The sequence below is a fragment of the Pseudomonas sp. GW822-FHT01E03 genome, assembly GCF_058802985.1.
In genome coordinates, this window is the sequence record NZ_JBXAOQ010000005.1 from 156838 (window position 1) to 173392 (window position 16555).

At 60.8% G+C, this 16555-nt stretch carries 16 protein-coding genes and 1 pseudogene; 8 read left to right on the plus strand and 9 right to left on the minus strand.

The features are described 5' to 3' along the window. Positions 1 to 58: 58 nt before the first annotated feature. From codA to AC1RP7_RS11985, 4 genes are all read right to left on the minus strand, one after another. Positions 59 to 1303: a cytosine deaminase gene (gene codA / locus AC1RP7_RS11970; protein ID WP_090456830.1), complete on the minus strand. Its 1245-nt coding sequence runs from the start codon at positions 1301 to 1303 to the stop codon at positions 59 to 61. Positions 1304 to 1526: 223 nt separating this feature from the next. Next, complete coding sequence (locus AC1RP7_RS11975; protein WP_429522293.1) at positions 1527 to 2348, minus strand: alpha/beta fold hydrolase; 822 nt, start codon at positions 2346 to 2348, stop codon at positions 1527 to 1529. A 210-nt stretch (positions 2349 to 2558) separates the two neighbouring features. After that, complete coding sequence (gene queD, locus AC1RP7_RS11980; protein ID WP_008021670.1) at positions 2559 to 2915, minus strand: 6-carboxytetrahydropterin synthase QueD; 357 nt, start codon at positions 2913 to 2915, stop codon at positions 2559 to 2561. Positions 2916 to 2990: 75 nt separating this feature from the next. Next, entirely contained in the window at positions 2991 to 4070 is a 1080-nt protein-coding gene (locus tag AC1RP7_RS11985; RefSeq protein ID WP_493180713.1) for a patatin-like phospholipase family protein, read from the minus strand. Positions 4071 to 4304: 234 nt separating this feature from the next. On the opposite strand from AC1RP7_RS11985, the gene AC1RP7_RS11990 reads away from it, so the two are divergent. The 4 genes from AC1RP7_RS11990 to AC1RP7_RS12005 are packed head-to-tail and all read left to right on the plus strand — an operon-like array spanning position 4305 to position 6918. Continuing rightward, complete coding sequence (locus tag AC1RP7_RS11990; protein ID WP_057713999.1) at positions 4305 to 4613, plus strand: PepSY domain-containing protein; 309 nt, start codon at positions 4305 to 4307, stop codon at positions 4611 to 4613. Then, the gene (locus AC1RP7_RS11995; protein ID WP_493180714.1) at positions 4613 to 4933 is read left to right on the plus strand and encodes a PepSY domain-containing protein; all 321 of its coding nucleotides are present in this window, start codon (positions 4613 to 4615) and stop codon (positions 4931 to 4933) included. The genes AC1RP7_RS11990 and AC1RP7_RS11995 overlap by 1 nt, the downstream gene beginning before the upstream one ends. Before the next feature lie 3 nt (positions 4934 to 4936). After that, positions 4937 to 5605, plus strand: a complete 669-nt coding sequence (locus AC1RP7_RS12000) for a response regulator transcription factor (protein ID WP_057714001.1) — start codon at positions 4937 to 4939, stop codon at positions 5603 to 5605. Continuing rightward, positions 5602 to 6918, plus strand: coding sequence for a sensor histidine kinase (locus AC1RP7_RS12005; RefSeq protein WP_150814159.1), 1317 nt, complete (start codon positions 5602 to 5604; stop codon positions 6916 to 6918). Before AC1RP7_RS12000 ends, AC1RP7_RS12005 begins: the two co-directional genes overlap by 4 nt. Before the next feature lie 166 nt (positions 6919 to 7084). Here the strand turns inward: AC1RP7_RS12005 and AC1RP7_RS12010 are convergent, their stop codons facing one another. From AC1RP7_RS12010 to AC1RP7_RS12020, 3 genes and pseudogenes are all read right to left on the minus strand, one after another. Then, on the minus strand, positions 7085 to 8761 hold the full coding sequence (locus tag AC1RP7_RS12010; RefSeq protein WP_407515724.1) for an MFS transporter: 1677 nt from the start codon (positions 8759 to 8761) through the stop codon (positions 7085 to 7087). 315 nt (positions 8762 to 9076) lie between these two features. Continuing rightward, positions 9077 to 9832, minus strand: a complete 756-nt coding sequence (locus AC1RP7_RS12015) for a methyl-accepting chemotaxis protein (RefSeq protein ID WP_492625477.1) — start codon at positions 9830 to 9832, stop codon at positions 9077 to 9079. Between the two features lie 102 nt (positions 9833 to 9934). After that, positions 9935 to 11428: pseudogene (locus tag AC1RP7_RS12020) on the minus strand (methyl-accepting chemotaxis protein); the annotation flags it as partial. 156 nt (positions 11429 to 11584) lie between these two features. Here AC1RP7_RS12020 and AC1RP7_RS12025 point away from each other — a divergent pair. The 4 genes from AC1RP7_RS12025 to AC1RP7_RS12040 all read left to right on the plus strand — a co-directional run bounded on the left by AC1RP7_RS12025 (position 11585) and on the right by AC1RP7_RS12040 (position 15971). Continuing rightward, entirely contained in the window at positions 11585 to 12901 is a 1317-nt protein-coding gene (locus AC1RP7_RS12025; protein ID WP_056722503.1) for a Na+/H+ antiporter family protein, read from the plus strand. A gap of 225 nt (positions 12902 to 13126) precedes the next feature. Then, complete coding sequence (gene ctpM, locus AC1RP7_RS12030) at positions 13127 to 14803, plus strand: methyl-accepting chemotaxis protein CtpM (protein ID WP_493181008.1); 1677 nt, start codon at positions 13127 to 13129, stop codon at positions 14801 to 14803. Positions 14804 to 14957: 154 nt separating this feature from the next. Next, the gene (locus tag AC1RP7_RS12035) at positions 14958 to 15710 is read left to right on the plus strand and encodes a C1 family peptidase (protein ID WP_090456813.1); all 753 of its coding nucleotides are present in this window, start codon (positions 14958 to 14960) and stop codon (positions 15708 to 15710) included. A 105-nt stretch (positions 15711 to 15815) separates the two neighbouring features. Next, positions 15816 to 15971, plus strand: a complete 156-nt coding sequence (locus AC1RP7_RS12040) for a metallothionein (RefSeq protein WP_079246731.1) — start codon at positions 15816 to 15818, stop codon at positions 15969 to 15971. Positions 15972 to 15998: 27 nt separating this feature from the next. Here the strand turns inward: AC1RP7_RS12040 and AC1RP7_RS12045 are convergent, their stop codons facing one another. Continuing rightward, the gene (locus AC1RP7_RS12045; protein ID WP_429522290.1) at positions 15999 to 16277 is read right to left on the minus strand and encodes a hypothetical protein; all 279 of its coding nucleotides are present in this window, start codon (positions 16275 to 16277) and stop codon (positions 15999 to 16001) included. A gap of 33 nt (positions 16278 to 16310) precedes the next feature. Beyond that, complete coding sequence (locus AC1RP7_RS12050) at positions 16311 to 16538, minus strand: DUF6555 family protein (RefSeq protein WP_493180715.1); 228 nt, start codon at positions 16536 to 16538, stop codon at positions 16311 to 16313. Between the last annotated feature and the right edge of the window lie 17 nt (positions 16539 to 16555).

The following is a 16555-nucleotide window of genomic DNA, read 5'->3' on the forward strand; positions in this document are numbered from 1 at the left end:
GCGATTAAATGTGGGAGCGGGCTTGCTCGCGAAGAGGCCAGGCCAGACAACACCAAACTCAGCCCAGCCCACTGAACTCCACCACCGGCATCGTCCGCTTCATCAAGACCTTGCCATCGCGCACCGAGTACAGCGGCAACCCCTGGCTGCGGATCATTTCGTAATCACTCTCCGCCGACAGAATCAGCAGGTTCGCCGGCCGCCCGCGCTCCAGGCCATAGCGATCGCCGAGGTTCATGGCTCGGGCGCTATTGTCCGTCACCAGGTCCAGCGCACTTTGCAGGTTGCGATAACCGAGCATGTGGCAGATGTGCAGGCCGGCTTCGAGAACCCGCAAAATGTTGCCATTGCCCAGCGGATACCACGGATCGACGATGGAGTCCTGGCCGAAGCACACGTTCATGCCTGCTTCCAGCAACTCGTTGACCCGGGTCACGCCCCGGCGTTTCGGGAAACTGTCGAAGCGACCTTGCAGGTGGATGCTTTCGGTGGGGCAGGAGACAAAGCTGATCCCCGAATGCCCGAGCAAGCGAAACAGTTTGGCGCAGTAGGCGTTGTCGTAGGAGCCCATGGCCGTGGTGTGGCTGGCCGTGACCCGCGAACCCATGTCGCGGCTGCGGGCCTCTTCGGCAAGCACTTCGAGAAAGCGTGAATGCGGGTCGTCGGTTTCGTCGCAATGCACATCCACCAGGCAACCGCTGCGTTCGGCCAGGTCCATGAGAAACTTCACCGAGCTGACGCCCTGATCGCGGGTGTACTCGAAATGCGGAATGCCACCTACCACGTCGGCGCCCATGCGGATCGCTTCTTCCATCAATTCGCGACCATTGCGGTAGGACTCGATGCCTTCCTGAGGGAATGCGACGATTTGCAGGTCGACCAGGTGCCGGCTTTCCTCGCGTACTTCGAGCATCGCCTTGAGCGCGGTCAGTTGCGGGTCGGTGACGTCAACGTGGGTGCGCACATGCTGGATGCCGTGGGCGGCGAGGGTCTGGATGGTTTTCTTTGCCCGGGCCTTGGTGTCTTCCTGGGTGATGGTCGCCTTGCGTTCGCCCCAGCACTCGATGCCTTCGAACAGCGTGCCGCTCATGTTCCAGCGCGGCTCGCCGGCGGTCAGGGTTGCGTCGAGGTGGATGTGCGGCTCGACGAAAGGCGGCACCACCAGGTTGCCGCCGGCATCCAGATCGTCAGGGCCCAGGGTCGGCGCTTCGATCTGGCGGCCGATGCTGCTGATCAGGCCGTTTTCCAGGTTCAACTCATGCAGGCCTTCCTGGTTGCGCAGACGGGCATTGATGATGTGCATCGGGCAGATCCTTTTGGCGAATCGTTTAGGCAATACTCTTACGTTAGCTCGCCAGCGGCGATTCCCGCCAGTGACATTGATCACCACCGTTCAAATGTGGGAGCGGCGGTGCGGCGATCCGACTTGCTCGCGAAGACGGTGTGTCAGCTACATAGATGCTGGATGTACTGCCGCTTTCGCGAGCAAGCCCGCTCCCACAGGGGATTGGGTTTGTTCTGGAGGATTACTGCAGGGGCAAAAACCGCAGCAGCGCCGCGACTACCGCTTCGGGCGCGTCTTCCTGAACCAGATGACCGGCGTTGGGAATCGGATAAAACCGCGATCCGGGAATCATCTGCTGCAAGGCCCGCCCGCGTTCGATGGGAATCCACTGGTCATCTTCACCCCAGAGAATCTGCACCGGGCAGCGAATCGTCGAGTACAGGCCCTCGGCCTCGCAGGTATAACGCTCGTTCATCTGCGCGATCTGCCGGTAGAACGCCGCTTGCCCCGGCTCTCCCAGCCACGGCTGAACATAGGGGGCGAGTTCGTGGTCCGGGATTTTCCGCTTGATCGCCCCGCGGATGTAAGCCGGCACGATCGCTTGCTGGATGTAATCGGGCAGTCCGCTGAAGGCGGCTTCATGCTGGCGCACATGCTGCACGAACGGCGAACCCCAGGGCGTGAGCGCCACCGGATCGATCAGTGTCAGGCTGCGGTAATCCTTGCCGTTGAGCAGGTGCGCGCGCAGGGCCGTGGCACCGCCAAAGTCATGGGCCACCACGTCGGGGCGATCCAGGCCCCAATGATCCAGCAACTGCGTCAGCAATTCGTTCTGCACACCCAGGGACACGTCGCCATCAACTTTCTCGGATTGCCCGTAGCCCAGCAAATCGAAATAGTGCACCCGGTGCGTGGTGATGAAGTGCGGGGCAATCCGGTGCCAGACATAGGAGGAGAAGGGCGTGCCATGCACGAACACCAGCGGCGGGCCGTCGCCGCGCACGGCGTAGCGCACGGAGTGCCCTTTGAAGCGATAGGTCTGGGGCAGTGGCCAGTCAGTCATAGGTGTGTCCTCTTGGCGGGTGCGAGGCAAAAAGCATAGGCATAAAAAAACAGCCGATGAAGGCTGTTTTCTTTTTCTCTGGCAAAACGCTGTTCCATTGTGGGAGCGAGCTTGCTCGCGATGGCGTTGTGTCAGTCACATCGATGTTGAATGTGGCGCCGTCATCGCGAGCAAGCTCGCTCCCACAGGGTTCTGCATTTGTCTGCCGGCTTATTCGCCGCGATAGATGCAACCGCTGGTGCAGGTCTCGTGGATACGGATCGCGCTGAGTTCCGGCAGCAGAGGCTTCAATTCCTGCCAGATAAACTTGGCCAGCACTTCGCTGGTCGGGTTTTCCAGGCCTGGAATGTCGTTCAGGTAGTTGTGGTCCAGACGCTCGTACAGCGGCTTGAAGATCTCTTTGATTTCCGAAAAATCGCGGATCCAGCCGGTGTGCGGGTCGAGGTCGCCGCTCAGGTGGATTGCCACTTTGAACGAGTGACCGTGCAGGCGCCCGCACTTGTGGCCGTCCGGTACGTGGGGCAGGCGGTGGGCGGATTCGAAGGTAAACTCTTTGAAAATTTCCACAGTATCTTCAGCTCTGTTCAGGTGGCGTTCGCCGCAGCGATTCGGGCAGGTGGCGAGTTTACCAGTTTGTCCTGACTAAAGGGTCAGCAAGCGCTCGCCCAGGCGACCGTTGGCGGCCAGTTCGAGGAATTCGTCGCCCAGGCGGCGGCTTTCGTCCATGGTCGTGCGCCAGTATTTCTGTCGGCTTGGGGCGTCGCCCATGAAACGCTTGAAGTCGTTACGGTCCGGCAGTTTGCCGTAAGGCAGGCGCGCCAGGTATTCCTTCGACGGCGCCAGCAACAGCACGTTCTGCAAGCGAACCGGGCAGGCGCGGCGCCACGGCAGGGTCTTGTCGAACCAGCCGGGAACCACCCGGTCGGTGAAATGCGGGTAAAGCACGATGTCGTTGCCGCTGTAGGGCAGGTCCAGGTGGTAATCCAGCAGACCGCCGTCGCGGAAGGTCCCGGCGCCGGCGCCCGGCAGATCGCGCACGCCTTGCATCACCATCGGGATCGAGCCCGAGGCCAGCAGGGCCTGGCGCAAGTTGCCGGCATTGAGGGCGACGAAGCGCGACGGGAAGTCATTCAAGGCATTGACCGGCGGCGCCAGGCGCGGGTCGTGGATGATCAGGCGTTCGAAGTGTCGTGCCAGCCGCGCCCGGCCGCGCAGGTTGTCGGCGATGACCGACGACAGGCCCAGCCCGAGGCGGCCGCGATGATCGTCGGCCAGCAGGCCGTGGCTTTTGACCACCATGATGTTCAGGCGGTAATGGTTGTTGTCGAGGATCGAGGCATCGCGACCGTCGAGCAGGTCATTGAGCATGCGCTGTGAGCTCTGGCTGATCTGCGCCATGGTCACGCCCTTGGCAAAGTGTTGCTCGGTGTAGAGCTGCCCGAGACGCCGGATGCCCTCGGCGGCGTCCGGCAGGCAGGCGCTGGCGAAGCGCCAGGAACCCACCGATGCGCCAATCAGCGAGCGTTCCCGCGGTGCCGCCGGCAGCCACTCGCCGAACAGCGCCAGGTCCAGACCCTGAATCCCCAGCGCCTTCGGACCGCCAGCCGCGCCAGGCAAGGTGCCGACGTCGGCGGCGTTCAAGCCGCTGTCACGAATGCGCGCAAAGGCACCTGGACCGGCCTTGAGGGTCAGGGAAGGGAACTTGATGTGGATGGCGGTCATTAAAGTCTCGATGTCGGGCCGACAGAAATTATAAACACGATCACTGTAGGAGCGAGCCTGCTCGCGATAGCGGTGTTGCAGTCACATCATTGTTGGATGTGCCGCCGCTATCGCGAGCAAGCTCGCTCCCACAAAGGAGGGCGGTGTTGCCAATGATGGCAATTCAGTTTCAATTAAGTTCATCCGGTTAAGGTGGCGCCCACAGGCAGTACCTGAAGAAATACGGAGACACCCATGAAAACCCTGACCACCCTGTTCACCGCGTCGATCCTCGGCATGACCGCAAGCCTCGCCCACGCCCGGGAACTTGGCCCGGATGAAGCGCTGAGATTGCGCGACGCTGGTACCATTGTGTCGTTCGAGACACTCAATGCCAACGCGGTGGCCAGGCATCCGGGTTCCACCGTCAATGAAACCGAGCTGGAACAGCGTTATGGCAAATACCTGTACAAGGTCGAGCTTCGCGATCCTCAGGGCATCGACTGGGATGTGGAATTAGACGCTGTCAGCGGGCAGGTTCTCAAGGATCATCAGGATTCGTAATGAAGGTGTTTTTATTCAAGCAATGCACCGGTAGCCGGATGGCGCTGTTGCTTCTGGCATTTTGCTCGGCAGTGTTGGCCCGCGACCTGGATCAGGATGAGGCCTTGAGCCTGCGTCAACAGGGCGTGATCCTGCCGCTGGAGCAACTGCTGCAGCAGGCGATGGATCACTACCCCGGTGCGAAGCTGCTGGAAGCCGAGCTCGAAGAAAAACACGACGTCTACATTTATGAAGTCGAGCTGCTGACCCCTGAGGGCGTAGTCCGCGAACTGGGCATCGACGCCACCACCGGCCGTTTACTCAAAGACAAGGAAGACTGATCCATGCGTTTGCTCCTGGTGGAAGACCATGTGCCCCTGGCCGACGAACTGCTGGCCGGCCTCAATCGCCAGGGGTATGCGGTGGACTGGCTGGCCGATGGTCGCGATGCGGTACATCAGGGCAGCACCGAGCCTTACGACCTGATCATCCTCGACCTCGGTTTGCCCGGCGTGCCGGGGCTTGAGGTGCTGGCGCAATGGCGCGCGGCGGGGCTGGCCACGCCGGTGCTGATCCTGACGGCCCGAGACTCCTGGGCCGAACGCATCGAAGGCCTCAAGGCCGGCGCCGACGACTACCTGACCAAGCCATTCCATCCCGAAGAGTTGTTTTTGCGCATCCAGGCGTTATTGCGCCGCTCCCATGGACAGGTCAACCAGCCAACGCTCAAGGCTGCCGGGTTGCATCTGGACGAAGGTCGCCAGTGCGTTGTGCGCGACGGTGCGGACATTCAACTGACCGCCGCGGAGTTTCGCCTGTTGCGTTATTTCATGCTGCACCCCGAGCAGATCCTCTCCAAAAGCCACCTCGCCGAACACCTCTACGACGGTGAAACCGAGCGCGATTCCAATGTGCTGGAAGTCCACGTCAACCACTTGCGCCGCAAGCTCGGCAAAAGTGTGATTGAAACCCGTCGCGGCCAGGGTTATCTGTTCGGCGGGCAAGCCCGGTGAGATCGATCCAGCGCCGCTTGAGCCTGGGCCTGATCAGCGTGATGGTGGTCGTTGGCCTGGTGTTGGCGCAAACCAGCCTGTGGCTGTTCGAATTGGGGTTGCAGCGCTACCTCGAAGCCGGGTTGCGCAATGACAGCGAGAACCTGCTGGCGGCACTGGTGCGCGGGCCGCAAGGCTTGCAACTGGATGAGCGACGCCTGTCACCGGCTTATCAACGGCCGTTCTCCGGGCATTATTTCCGCATCGATTTCGCCGACGGTCATTGGCGTTCCCGTTCTTTATGGGATCAGGAACTGCCGGTGCTCGATCACCCCGGCCTGCATGGCAACTTGCAACTGGGTCCGGAAGGGCAACAGTTACTGGTGCTGCGTACGGACTATCGACGTTCGGGGTTGCCGATCTCCATCAGCGTCGCTGAGGACTACACGCCAATTCGCGAAAGCTTCCGGCGCATGCAACAGCTCGGGTTTGGCCTCGGTTTGACGGCGCTGCTGCTGATTCTGCTGCTGCAACGGATTACCGTGCGCCGGGCCTTGCGTCCGCTGGAGCAGGCCCGCGAGCAGATTGCGCAGCTTCAACAGGGCCAGCGTTCGCAACTCGATGATCAGGTGCCGGTGGAACTGGAACCACTGGTGGCGCAGATCAACCATTTGCTGGCCCACACCGAGGACAGCCTCAAGCGCTCACGCAATGCCCTGGGCAACCTCGGCCACGCCTTGAAAACTCCGCTGGCGGTGCTGTTGAGCCTGGCTTCAAGCGAGCAACTCGACGCGCACCCGCAATTGCGCAAGGTCCTCAAGGAGCAACTGGAGCAAGTCCAGCAACGGCTCAATCGGGAACTCAATCGTGCGCGGTTGTCCGGCGATGCGTTGCCGGGGGCACTGTTTGATTGCGATGCGGAACTCCCCGGGTTGCTGGCCACCCTGAACATGATCCATGGCGAACACCTGGCGCTGAGCTACCGCGCACCCACCGGCCTGCAATTGCCCTGGGATCGCGAAGACCTGCTGGAACTGTTGGGCAATCTGCTGGATAACGCCTGCAAGTGGGCGGATGCCGAGGTTCGCCTGAGTGTGGCCGAGACTGCAGAGGGCTTTGAACTCAACGTGGAAGATGACGGCCCGGGCATTCCCGAAGAGCGTCGCGATCAGGTGTTCGGCCGAGGAACGCGGCTGGATGAGCAAACCCATGGGCATGGTTTGGGGCTGGGCATCGTGCGCGACATTGTCGATAGCTGGGGCGGCAAACTGTCGTTGCTGGAAAGCGAATGGGGCGGGCTGAAGGTCGTCATCGAGTTGCCTAAACATACTTGAAGTCACACCAGGAACCCTGTGGGAGCGAGCTTGCTCGCGATGGCAATCTGTCTGACACATTGATGTTGAATGTGCTGACGCTATCGCGAGTAAGCTCGCTCCCACAGTGGTTTTTCATGGCCGCCGATTATGAGTACACCCGGTTCCACAGGGTGAGGTGTCAGGTTTATGTGTGATGAATCTCCCGATCCTTGGTTTCCGGCATGAAGAAAATACCCAGCACCGCCGTCATCACCGCGATGACAATCGGATACCACAGCCCGTAGTAGATATCCCCCGTGGCCGCCACCATGGCGAACGCCACCGTCGGCAGGAAGCCACCAAACCAGCCATTGCCGATGTGGTAGGGAAGCGACATCGAGGTGTAGCGAATGCGTGCCGGGAACAGTTCCACCAGCCAGGCGGCAATCGGCCCGTAGACCATGGTCACGTAGATCACCAGGATCGTCAGCAGTAGCAACACCATCGGGTAGTTGGTCTTGGCCGGGTCGGCCTTTTCGGGGTAGCCGGCGTCCTTGAGGGCGGTGGCGAGGGTGGCGGCAAAGGCGTCGTTCTTGGCCTTGAAGTCGGCGGCCGGCATGCCAGTGCCCTCGAAGCTCTCGATCACTTTATCGCCAATGCGCACCTGCGCAACGGCGCCCGGCTCGGCGTCCGCGTTCTTGTAGGGGATGGCCCTTTTGGCCAGCACTGTCTTGGCCAAGTCACAGGAACTGGTGAATTTGGCCTTGCCCACCGGGTCGAACTGGAACGAACACTGGGCGGGATTGGCGACGACCGTGACCGGATTCTTCTCCTGCGCGATGAACACGTCGGGGTTACCGTATTGGGTCAGCGCGTGGAAGATCGGGAAGTAAGTCAGTGCCGCGATGATACAGCCCGCCATGATGATGCCCTTGCGCCCGATACGGTCGGACAGGCTGCCGAAAATGACGAAGAACGGCGTGCCGATCAACAGGGAGCCGGCAATCAGCAGGTTCGCGGTTTGCGGTTCGATCTTCAGCGTCTGCAACAGGAAGAACAGCGCATAGAATTGCCCGGTGTACCAGACCACTGCCTGGCCGGCGGTGCCGCCGAGCAGGGCCATGATCACGATCTTCAGGTTCTCCCAGCGTGCGAAAGATTCAGTCAGCGGCGCCTTGGAAGACTTGCCTTCGGCCTTCATTTTCACAAACACCGGCGACTCGTTGAGCTGCAAGCGGATGTACACCGAGATAATCAGCAGCAGGATCGACAGCAGGAACGGAATCCGCCAGCCCCAGGCTTCGAAGGCTTCAGTGCCCAGCGCGGTACGGCAGGCGAGGATCACCAGCAGTGACAGAAACAGGCCGAGGGTGGCTGTCGTCTGAATCCACGAGGTGAAGTAGCCGCGTTTGCCCTTGGGGGCATGTTCGGCCACGTAGGTCGCGGCGCCGCCGTACTCACCGCCCAGCGCCAGGCCTTGCAGCAGGCGCAGGCTGATCAGGATGATCGGCGCGGCCACGCCGATGGTCGCGTAGCCGGGCAGCAAACCCACCACGGCCGTGGAAATACCCATGATCACGATGGTGATGAGGAACGTGTGCTTGCGCCCGATCATGTCGCCCAACCGGCCGAACACGATGGCGCCGAAGGGCCGCACGGCGAAGCCGGCGGCGAAGGCGAGCAGGGCGAAGATGAAGGACGTCGTTTCGTTGACACCGGCGAAGAAGTGCTTGGCGATGATCGCCGCGAGGGAGCCGTACAGGTAGAAGTCATACCATTCGAACACGGTGCCCAGGGACGAGGCAAAAATGACCTTGCGTTCCTCCTTGGTGAGCCCGTGATGGGGCGCGCTGCCCGTGGTTGCATTGTCGATTGCTGCCATGAGTATTCTCCGTCTTGCTTTTGTTGTAGGCCGGAGTTCCCACCAACACTTACCGTACCCAGGCCCTGGGGCTGAAGTCATTGGATTACGTGGCTTGCATTCAGATTGACGCCCGAAGGCGCTGCAAGGTTCCATGAAGCATAATCGGCATGCGGCAGATATCCACTTGCCATCATTTGATTGAGCAGCACGGAAGAATAAATGTGGGAGCGAGCTTGCTCGCGATGGCGGTGGCACATTCAATATCAATGTGTCTGATAATCCGCCATCGCGAGCAAGCTCGCTCCCACAGGTATTTTGTTCGGCCAGCAGGGTTTAAACGCGGAACTGATCCATCAGGCTCTGCTGCTGGTTCGCCAGGCTATTGAGCGACTGGCTGACCCGCGCCGATTCATTGGCCTGGCCCGACAGCGACTCGGTCACGTCGCGGATGGTCGCCACGTTGTTGTTGATCTCCTCGGCCACCGCGCTTTGCTCTTCGGCGGCACTGGCGATCTGCATATTCATATCGTTGATCACGGTCACCGCATCACCGATCTGGCGCAGCGCCGTCACGGCCTGGCCAACCTGCTCGACACTGCCCTGGGCCTGACGATGGCTGTTGTTCATCGAACCCACCACCTCCTGGGTGCCGTTTTGCAGTTGTTCGATCACCAGACGGGTTTCTTCCACGGACTCCTGGGTACGCCGCGCCAGGTTGCGCACTTCATCGGCCACCACGGCAAACCCGCGCCCGGCCTCACCGGCACGGGCCGCTTCGATCGCGGCGTTGAGGGCCAGCAGGTTGGTCTGCTCGGCAATCGCACGGATCACTTCCAGTACGGTGCCGATCTTCTCGCTGTTGGCGGCCAGACCTTCGACCTGAACCATGGCCGTGCTCATGTCGGCGGCGAGGTTGTCGATGCTGGCGGTGGTGCGGTCGATCACGGTCAGGCCCTGACGGGTCGCCTGATCGGCATCGCGGGCGGCGTGGGCCGCCTGCGCGGCGCTGCGGGCGACGTCCTGGGCGGTGGCGCTCATTTCATGGGAGGCGGTCGCCACCTGGTCCACCTGGCGGTACTGCTGCTCCATGCCGGCGCTGGTCTGTGCGGCGATGACGGACGACTGATCCGCGGTGCTGCGGGCGTCCTGCACCGAGCGCTTCACTTCGGCAATGATCGGTTGCAGCTTGTCGAGGAAACGGTTGAACCAGCCGGCCAATTGGCCCAGTTCATCCTGCTTGTCGTAGGCCAGGCGGCGGGTGAGGTCACCTTCGCCGCTGGCGATGTCTTCGAGCATGTGCGCCACGCCGAGGATCGGTCGGGTGACGCTGCGGGCCATCAGCCACACCAGCAGCAGACCGAGCAGCGCGGCGAGCACCCCCAGGCCGAGCTCGACCAGGGTACCGGCGGTGTTGCTGTCATCGAGTTGCTTTTTCAGGGCTTCGGCGGGGCCGACCAGGACTTTCTCCGGCACGTCGAGCAGCACGCCCCAGGATTTACCGCCGGGAATCGGCTGGAAGGGAGCCAGCACTTTCAGTTGCTGATGGCTGTGCAGGCTGGCGGTTTTGCTGCTGGCGGCGAGCATGCGCAGCAGTTCGGCGCCGCTGGCCTTGTCCACGGCGTCCAGGCGCTGGCTGAGTTTGCCGGCGTCCGGGCTGTAGCCGGCGAGCAGGCCGGCCGGGCTGATGATGCTGACGCTGGTCTGGCCGTCATAGAGTTTCTTGCTCGCGCCCAGGCTGACCGCTTGCAGGCTGTTGAGGTTGATGTCCACGGACAGCGAGGCGATCACCTTGCCGTTGACCATCAGCGGGAAAACGATGCTGGTCATCAGCACGTTCTGACCGTCGATCTCATAGAAGTAAGGTTCGATCACGCACGGCTTGAGCGTGGTGCGCGGGCAGGTGAACCAAGCGTTGGCCGCTTCGCCGCTGGGGCCGGTGCTGGTGTCGGCCATGTCCTTTTCCGGCAGCGCCATGGACGTTACCTTGCCCGGCGTCGGCTGCGACCAGTAGAGGGCGAAACGACCCTTGTCGTTGCTGCCAAGCTCGGCTTGCCCGGCGAACAGTTCGTCCTTGCCGTCCAGCCCATTGGGTTCGAACACCAGGGACAGGCCGAGCAGGTCCGGGTTGGCTTGCAGGGCCGACTTGACCTGGCGGGTCAGGTCTTCGCGCAGGTCGAAGGCATCGAGAAAGCGCTTCTCGGCCTGGTCACGCAGGAACAGCACCTGCCGGGAGAAGCCGTGGCCGTACTGATAGGCGTCCATGAACTGCTGGCGTATCCCCAGCGCCTGGTTTTCGCCCTGGGACTCGATCCGGGCCTGGGCCGCCTCTGTCAGCATCTCCATGCTCGAGGCTTTCACCAGCTCGGAGCTGTGCTCCATGCGGTACAGCGAAAGACCCACCAGCAGGGTCACGATGCCCGCCAGGCACAGCCCGGCCAGCAGGGTGATTTTCCATTGAATGGAAAGTTGTCTGAGCGACATGGAGACGTCCTTATTCGATAAATATCTGAGACTTTGCACTGTAACGGCCGGGATTTTGGTTTCTTTATCCCGTCTATCGGCGATCAAACACTTCCCCCCTGTAGGAGCGAGCATGCTCGCGATGGTCGTCAACGATGACGATGGAAACCTCATCCCCCCGGTGCTCTCAGGTGCATCGCGAGCTCGCTCGCTCCTACAGGTCATGACATGTCGTTACATATCGACAGCGTCGAGGTGCTTTGACAAGGAGGTGACGCTGCGGCACAGTGCGCGCCCTCTAATAAAACCCATTCCTTAATCCGCTGGTGGCTCTTCGCAGACTGCCGGACGGAGTCTTTTCGTTTGTATCGAGGTAATGAAATGAATGCAGTAATTGCCGCGGTCGGCATCATGCTGATCCTCAGCCTGTCCCGCGTGCATGTGGTGATCGCCCTGATCGTCGGTGCGCTGGTCGGTGGCTTGACCGGTGGCCTGGGAATCGAGGCGACGCTCAAGGCTTTCAACAGCGGCCTCGGTGGCGGGGCGACGGTGGCGTTGTCCTACGCCTTGCTCGGCGCTTTCGCCGTGGCCATTGCCAAGTCCGGCATGGCCCATGCGCTGGCCGACAAGGCCCTGGCCATGGTCGATCGCCAGCACGCCAGCGGCGGTGGCCAGGTCAAATGGCTGCTGATTGGCCTGCTTTGGGTCGTGGCCATCGCCTCGCAGAACATCTTGCCGATACATATCGCGTTTATTCCGTTGCTGGTGCCGCCGCTTCTTTATGTGCTGACCAAGCTGCAACTGGACCGTCGACTGATCGCCTGCGTCATGACCTTCGGCCTGATCACGCCCTACATGTTCCTGCCGGTGGGCTTCGGCAACATCTTCCTCAATGAGATCCTGCTGGCCAACGTCGCCCGCAGCGGCGTGGACATCAGCGGCATCAACGTGACCCACGCCATGGGCATTCCGGCCCTGGGCATGGTGGCGGGCCTGCTGATCGCGTTTGTCAGCTACCGCAAGAAGCGTGTCTACGACCTGGCGAAGATCGAACAGGTCGAGCAAGTGGCGGTGCAATACAACCCGCTGAGCCTGATGGTGGCCGGCGTGGCCATCGCGGCGGCGTTCATCATTCAGTTGTTGCTCGATTCGATGATCATCGGTGCGCTGGTCGGCTTCCTGATCTTCTCGGTGTCGGGCATTGTCAAATGGCGTGACACCGACGACCTGTTCACCGAAGGCATGAAAATGATGGCGATGATCGGCTTCATCATGATCGCCGCCTCCGGGTTTGCCGAAGTGATGAAGGCCACCGGTGAGGTGCAGACGCTGGTCGAGTCGTCAGCGTCGTACATCGATCACAGCAAAGGCATTGGCGCCTTGCTGATGTTGCTGGTGGGGTTGCTGGTGACCATGGGCATCGGCTCATCGTTCTCCACCGTGCCGATCCTGGCGGCGATCTTCGTGCCGCTGTGCGTGCAACTGGGCTTCAGCCCGTTGGCGATCGTGTGCATCGTCGGCACGGCCGGTGCCCTGGGCGACGCCGGTTCACCGGCTTCCGACTCGACCCTGGGCCCGACTTCCGGCCTGAACATCGACGGCCAGCACCATCACATCTGGGACACCGTGGTCCCGACCTTCCTGCATTACAACCTGCCGTTGCTGGCGTTCGGCTGGGTGGCTGCGATGGTCCTGTAACCAATTCCCTTCTGATTACCCTGGATCAAAATGTGGGAGCGAGCTTGCTCGCGATGGCGGTGAAACAGTCAACATCTATTTGGCTGACAGTCCGCTATCGCGAGCAAGCTCGCTCCCACAGGGGATCTCCACTGCTCCGATTGACTGCGTTCAACTTTTGCCCTGGCGTGCCGTTAAAGCTTTTAACCACGCCAACAAAAAATCAAAAGAGTGAACGTCATGCGCATGAGCCTCAAGGCCAAAGTCCTGTCCCTTGCCGTCCTCCCGGTGTTGCTGTTTGCGCTGGTCATCAGCCTGACCACGCTGTTCATTCTTCAGGATCAGGCGCGCAAGGAAGTCGAGCAGACCCGCGAGCGCCTGCTCAGCGATGCCAAGGCAACCTTGCAAAGCTACGTGGCCGTGGCCATGACCACGATCAAACCGCTCTACGACGCCGCCGCCCCCGGCGATGAGGCGGCGCGGGCCCAAGTGATCAAGCTGCTGTCGAGCATCACCTACGGCAAGGACGGTTACTTCTTCGGTTACGACTCCAACACCGTGCGCCTGTTCAAGGCCAACAGCCCCGAGGGCGTGGGCCAGAGCTTCAAGGACAACCGCGACCCGAACGGTGTCTACGTCAACCGCGACCTGGTGAAAGTCGCCAAGGACGGTACGCACTACCTGCAATACAGCTCGCCATTGCCTGGCAACACCCAGGTGCTGGTGCCCAAGCTCGGCTACACCGAATACCTGCCGAAGTGGGACATGGCGGTCGGCACCGCGGTCAACCTCGACGGCATCGAAGCACAAGTGGCCGTGGTCGAAGCCAAGGTCCAGGAGCGGATGCAAGGCATGGTGCTGAGTATCGTTGGCGTAGCAGTCGTGGTGCTGTTGGTGATCGCTGCTGCCGGGATGCTGTTGGCCAACACCATTCTGCGTCCGCTGCATCTGATGAAAGCCAACCTCGACGACATCGCGGCGGGCGAGGGCGATCTGACCCGCCGCCTGACCATCACCAGTCAGGACGAGCTCGGTGAACTGGCCGGCTCGTTCAACCGTTTCGTCGACAAGATCCACGGCCTGGTACGGCAGATCACCGAAATGACCTCGCAACTGACCGGACTGGTGAACCAGGTGTCCGACCAGGCCAACCGTTCGGACCAGGCCATGGAACGCCAGCGTCACGAAACCGATCAGGTGGCCACAGCGATCAACGAAATGTCGGCGGCGGCCCAGGAAGTGGCCAAGAGCGCGCAGAACGCCGCGGTAGCAGCCCAGCAGACCGACGAAGAAGGGCAGGCGGCCAAGCGTGTTGTGGCCGGCAGCATCGAGAAGATCCATGCCCTGGTGGACGACATCCGCAGCAGCGGCGTGTCCCTGGACAGCCTGCAAAAAGACGTGTCGTCGATTGTCAGCGTGCTCGGGGTGATCCGCTCGATTGCCGAGCAGACCAACCTGCTGGCGCTCAACGCGGCCATCGAAGCCGCCCGCGCCGGCGAGGCCGGGCGCGGCTTTGCGGTGGTGGCCGATGAAGTGCGGGCGCTGGCCAGCCGCACGCAAATCAGCACCCAGGAAATCCAGGGCATGATCGACCGTTTGCAGGCCGGCACCCAGTCGGCGGTGGAGGCGATGCGTCGCTCCAGCGAGGCCGGCGACGGCACCTCGGCCCAGGCCAACGAGGCGGGGGCTTCGCTGGACACCATGGCTCAGCTGATCGCGACCATCAACTCGATGAACGCACAGATTGCCAGTGCCGCCGAAGAACAGACCGCCGTGGCCGAAGAGATCAATCGCAGCGTGCACCAGATTGCCGTGGCGGTGGACAGCGTCGCCGACGAAACCCAACTCGGCGCGCAAACCTCTCGCAGCCTGGCCGACCTCGGTCAGCGCCTGGGCAACCTGGTCGGGCAGTTCCGTATTTGACAGTTATGGTTAACAACGCGAAATGGTGTGGTTTTTATAACTAAACAGTATTGAACAACTGTCATATTTGACAGTTGTTGCCGTTGGCTTATTGGTCTTTCATTTCAATGACATAGCGAGGTAACTGCAAACCATATAGAAACAGGGGCTAAGTATGAGGTTTTGGCAACTCTCATGTTTCATCCTGGTTGGCGGCTGTGCCGTTACCGTGACGGCACAGGCTCTGGATATACCAAGCTCAGTGGACTGGCGTACCCAGGGAGCTGTTACCAGAGTCAAGCAATTGGGGACTTGTGGCTCCGGTTATGCTTTTTCAGCGGTGGGTGCCCTGGAGGGCGCATTGTTTTTGCAAACCGAAAGACTGGTCGAGCTTTCCGAGCAGCAGATTCTTGATTGCAGCAGTGAGCAAGGTAATCAAGGATGTGATGGCGGGCTGATGGATTACACCTATGACTACGTCAAGCAACACGGTATTCAGTCAGAAGAATATTACCCTTACACAGGCGGCGGGGGACGCTGTGATGCAGGCATGATCAAGGCTGTCGCCGCCAATACGGTGACCTATACGAATATTCCTCGTGGCGACGAGGAGGCACTGCGCCAGGCCGTAGCCAAAGGGCCGGTATCGGCGGCGATTGACGCTTCCGACAACTTTAAAAAATACTCCGGCGGGGTATTGAATGATGAAGATTGCGATGAAAATGATTTGAATTACGCCGTGCTTATTGTTGGTTATGGCACCGAAGATGGCGAGGATTATTGGCTGGTGAAAAATAGCAGGGGGCCGGAGTGGGGGGAGGCCGGGTATATAAGGATGTCCAGAAACAAAGATAATCAGTGTGGCATCGCCTCTTACGCGTCATTCCCTGTCCTCGCGAAACGGATAATTCATCAAGGACTCAAGTAGTGCGCGATACGCGCTGTTGCGGTGTTGCGGTCGACCCCTACACTGAAAAGCACGGGTTGTTTTCATCTCCCCCCCCGACGACCACTACCCACAGGAGTCAAACCCATGACTGAGCGTATATGCGATTGTCCGAAGTGTTCCTGCAAACTCGGCGAGCACCCGATCGTGCGTCACGGCAAGCACTATTGCTGTGAAGCCTGTGCCAAGCATCACGAGCACGGCGAGGAGTGCGCCTCCCAAGGCTGCAAGTGTGCCCACTGAAAACCACGGCATAAGCAAAAGTGGAGCCTAGTCCGGCTCCACTTCCAGCCTGAGGCTGTCATCTTCCAGGCGTTCGCTGTGGCGGACGGTGCCTTGCAAGCGCCGCCCTTCGACCCGCAGCACCAGGGTCTTGGCTTGCTCCAGATCTTCCGGCAGTGGCGCCGGGACGCGTATGGCGAAGCAGAATGGGTCATTTTCGACCTGTTCCAGTCCGATTCGGCACTCGGTGCTCCTGGTGATGCGGCCGCTCGGCGTGTCCAGATCGTAGTCCAGTTGCACAGGGCTGTTGACGGGTGTTGCGCTCATATCCCTTCCCCCGAACCTGATGGTTACCGGATATTAGTTCGCCGGCCGCCACTTGACGTTTTCCACGCCGAATTTTTCAGCCATCGGCTTGCTGGTCTTTTGCACCTTCTCGCGTCCGAATCGGGGGATTCGCCCCACCCCCGCGTCACAACTCGCCCAATGCCAGGCTTCTGCGTTATCCATTTTTTCCATTCGGATGATGAATGATTTCGGAGCACCATGGAGGGTGTACTCGATGACGAATAATTTTGCACTGTTCATAAAGCCCCGGTTCCTCC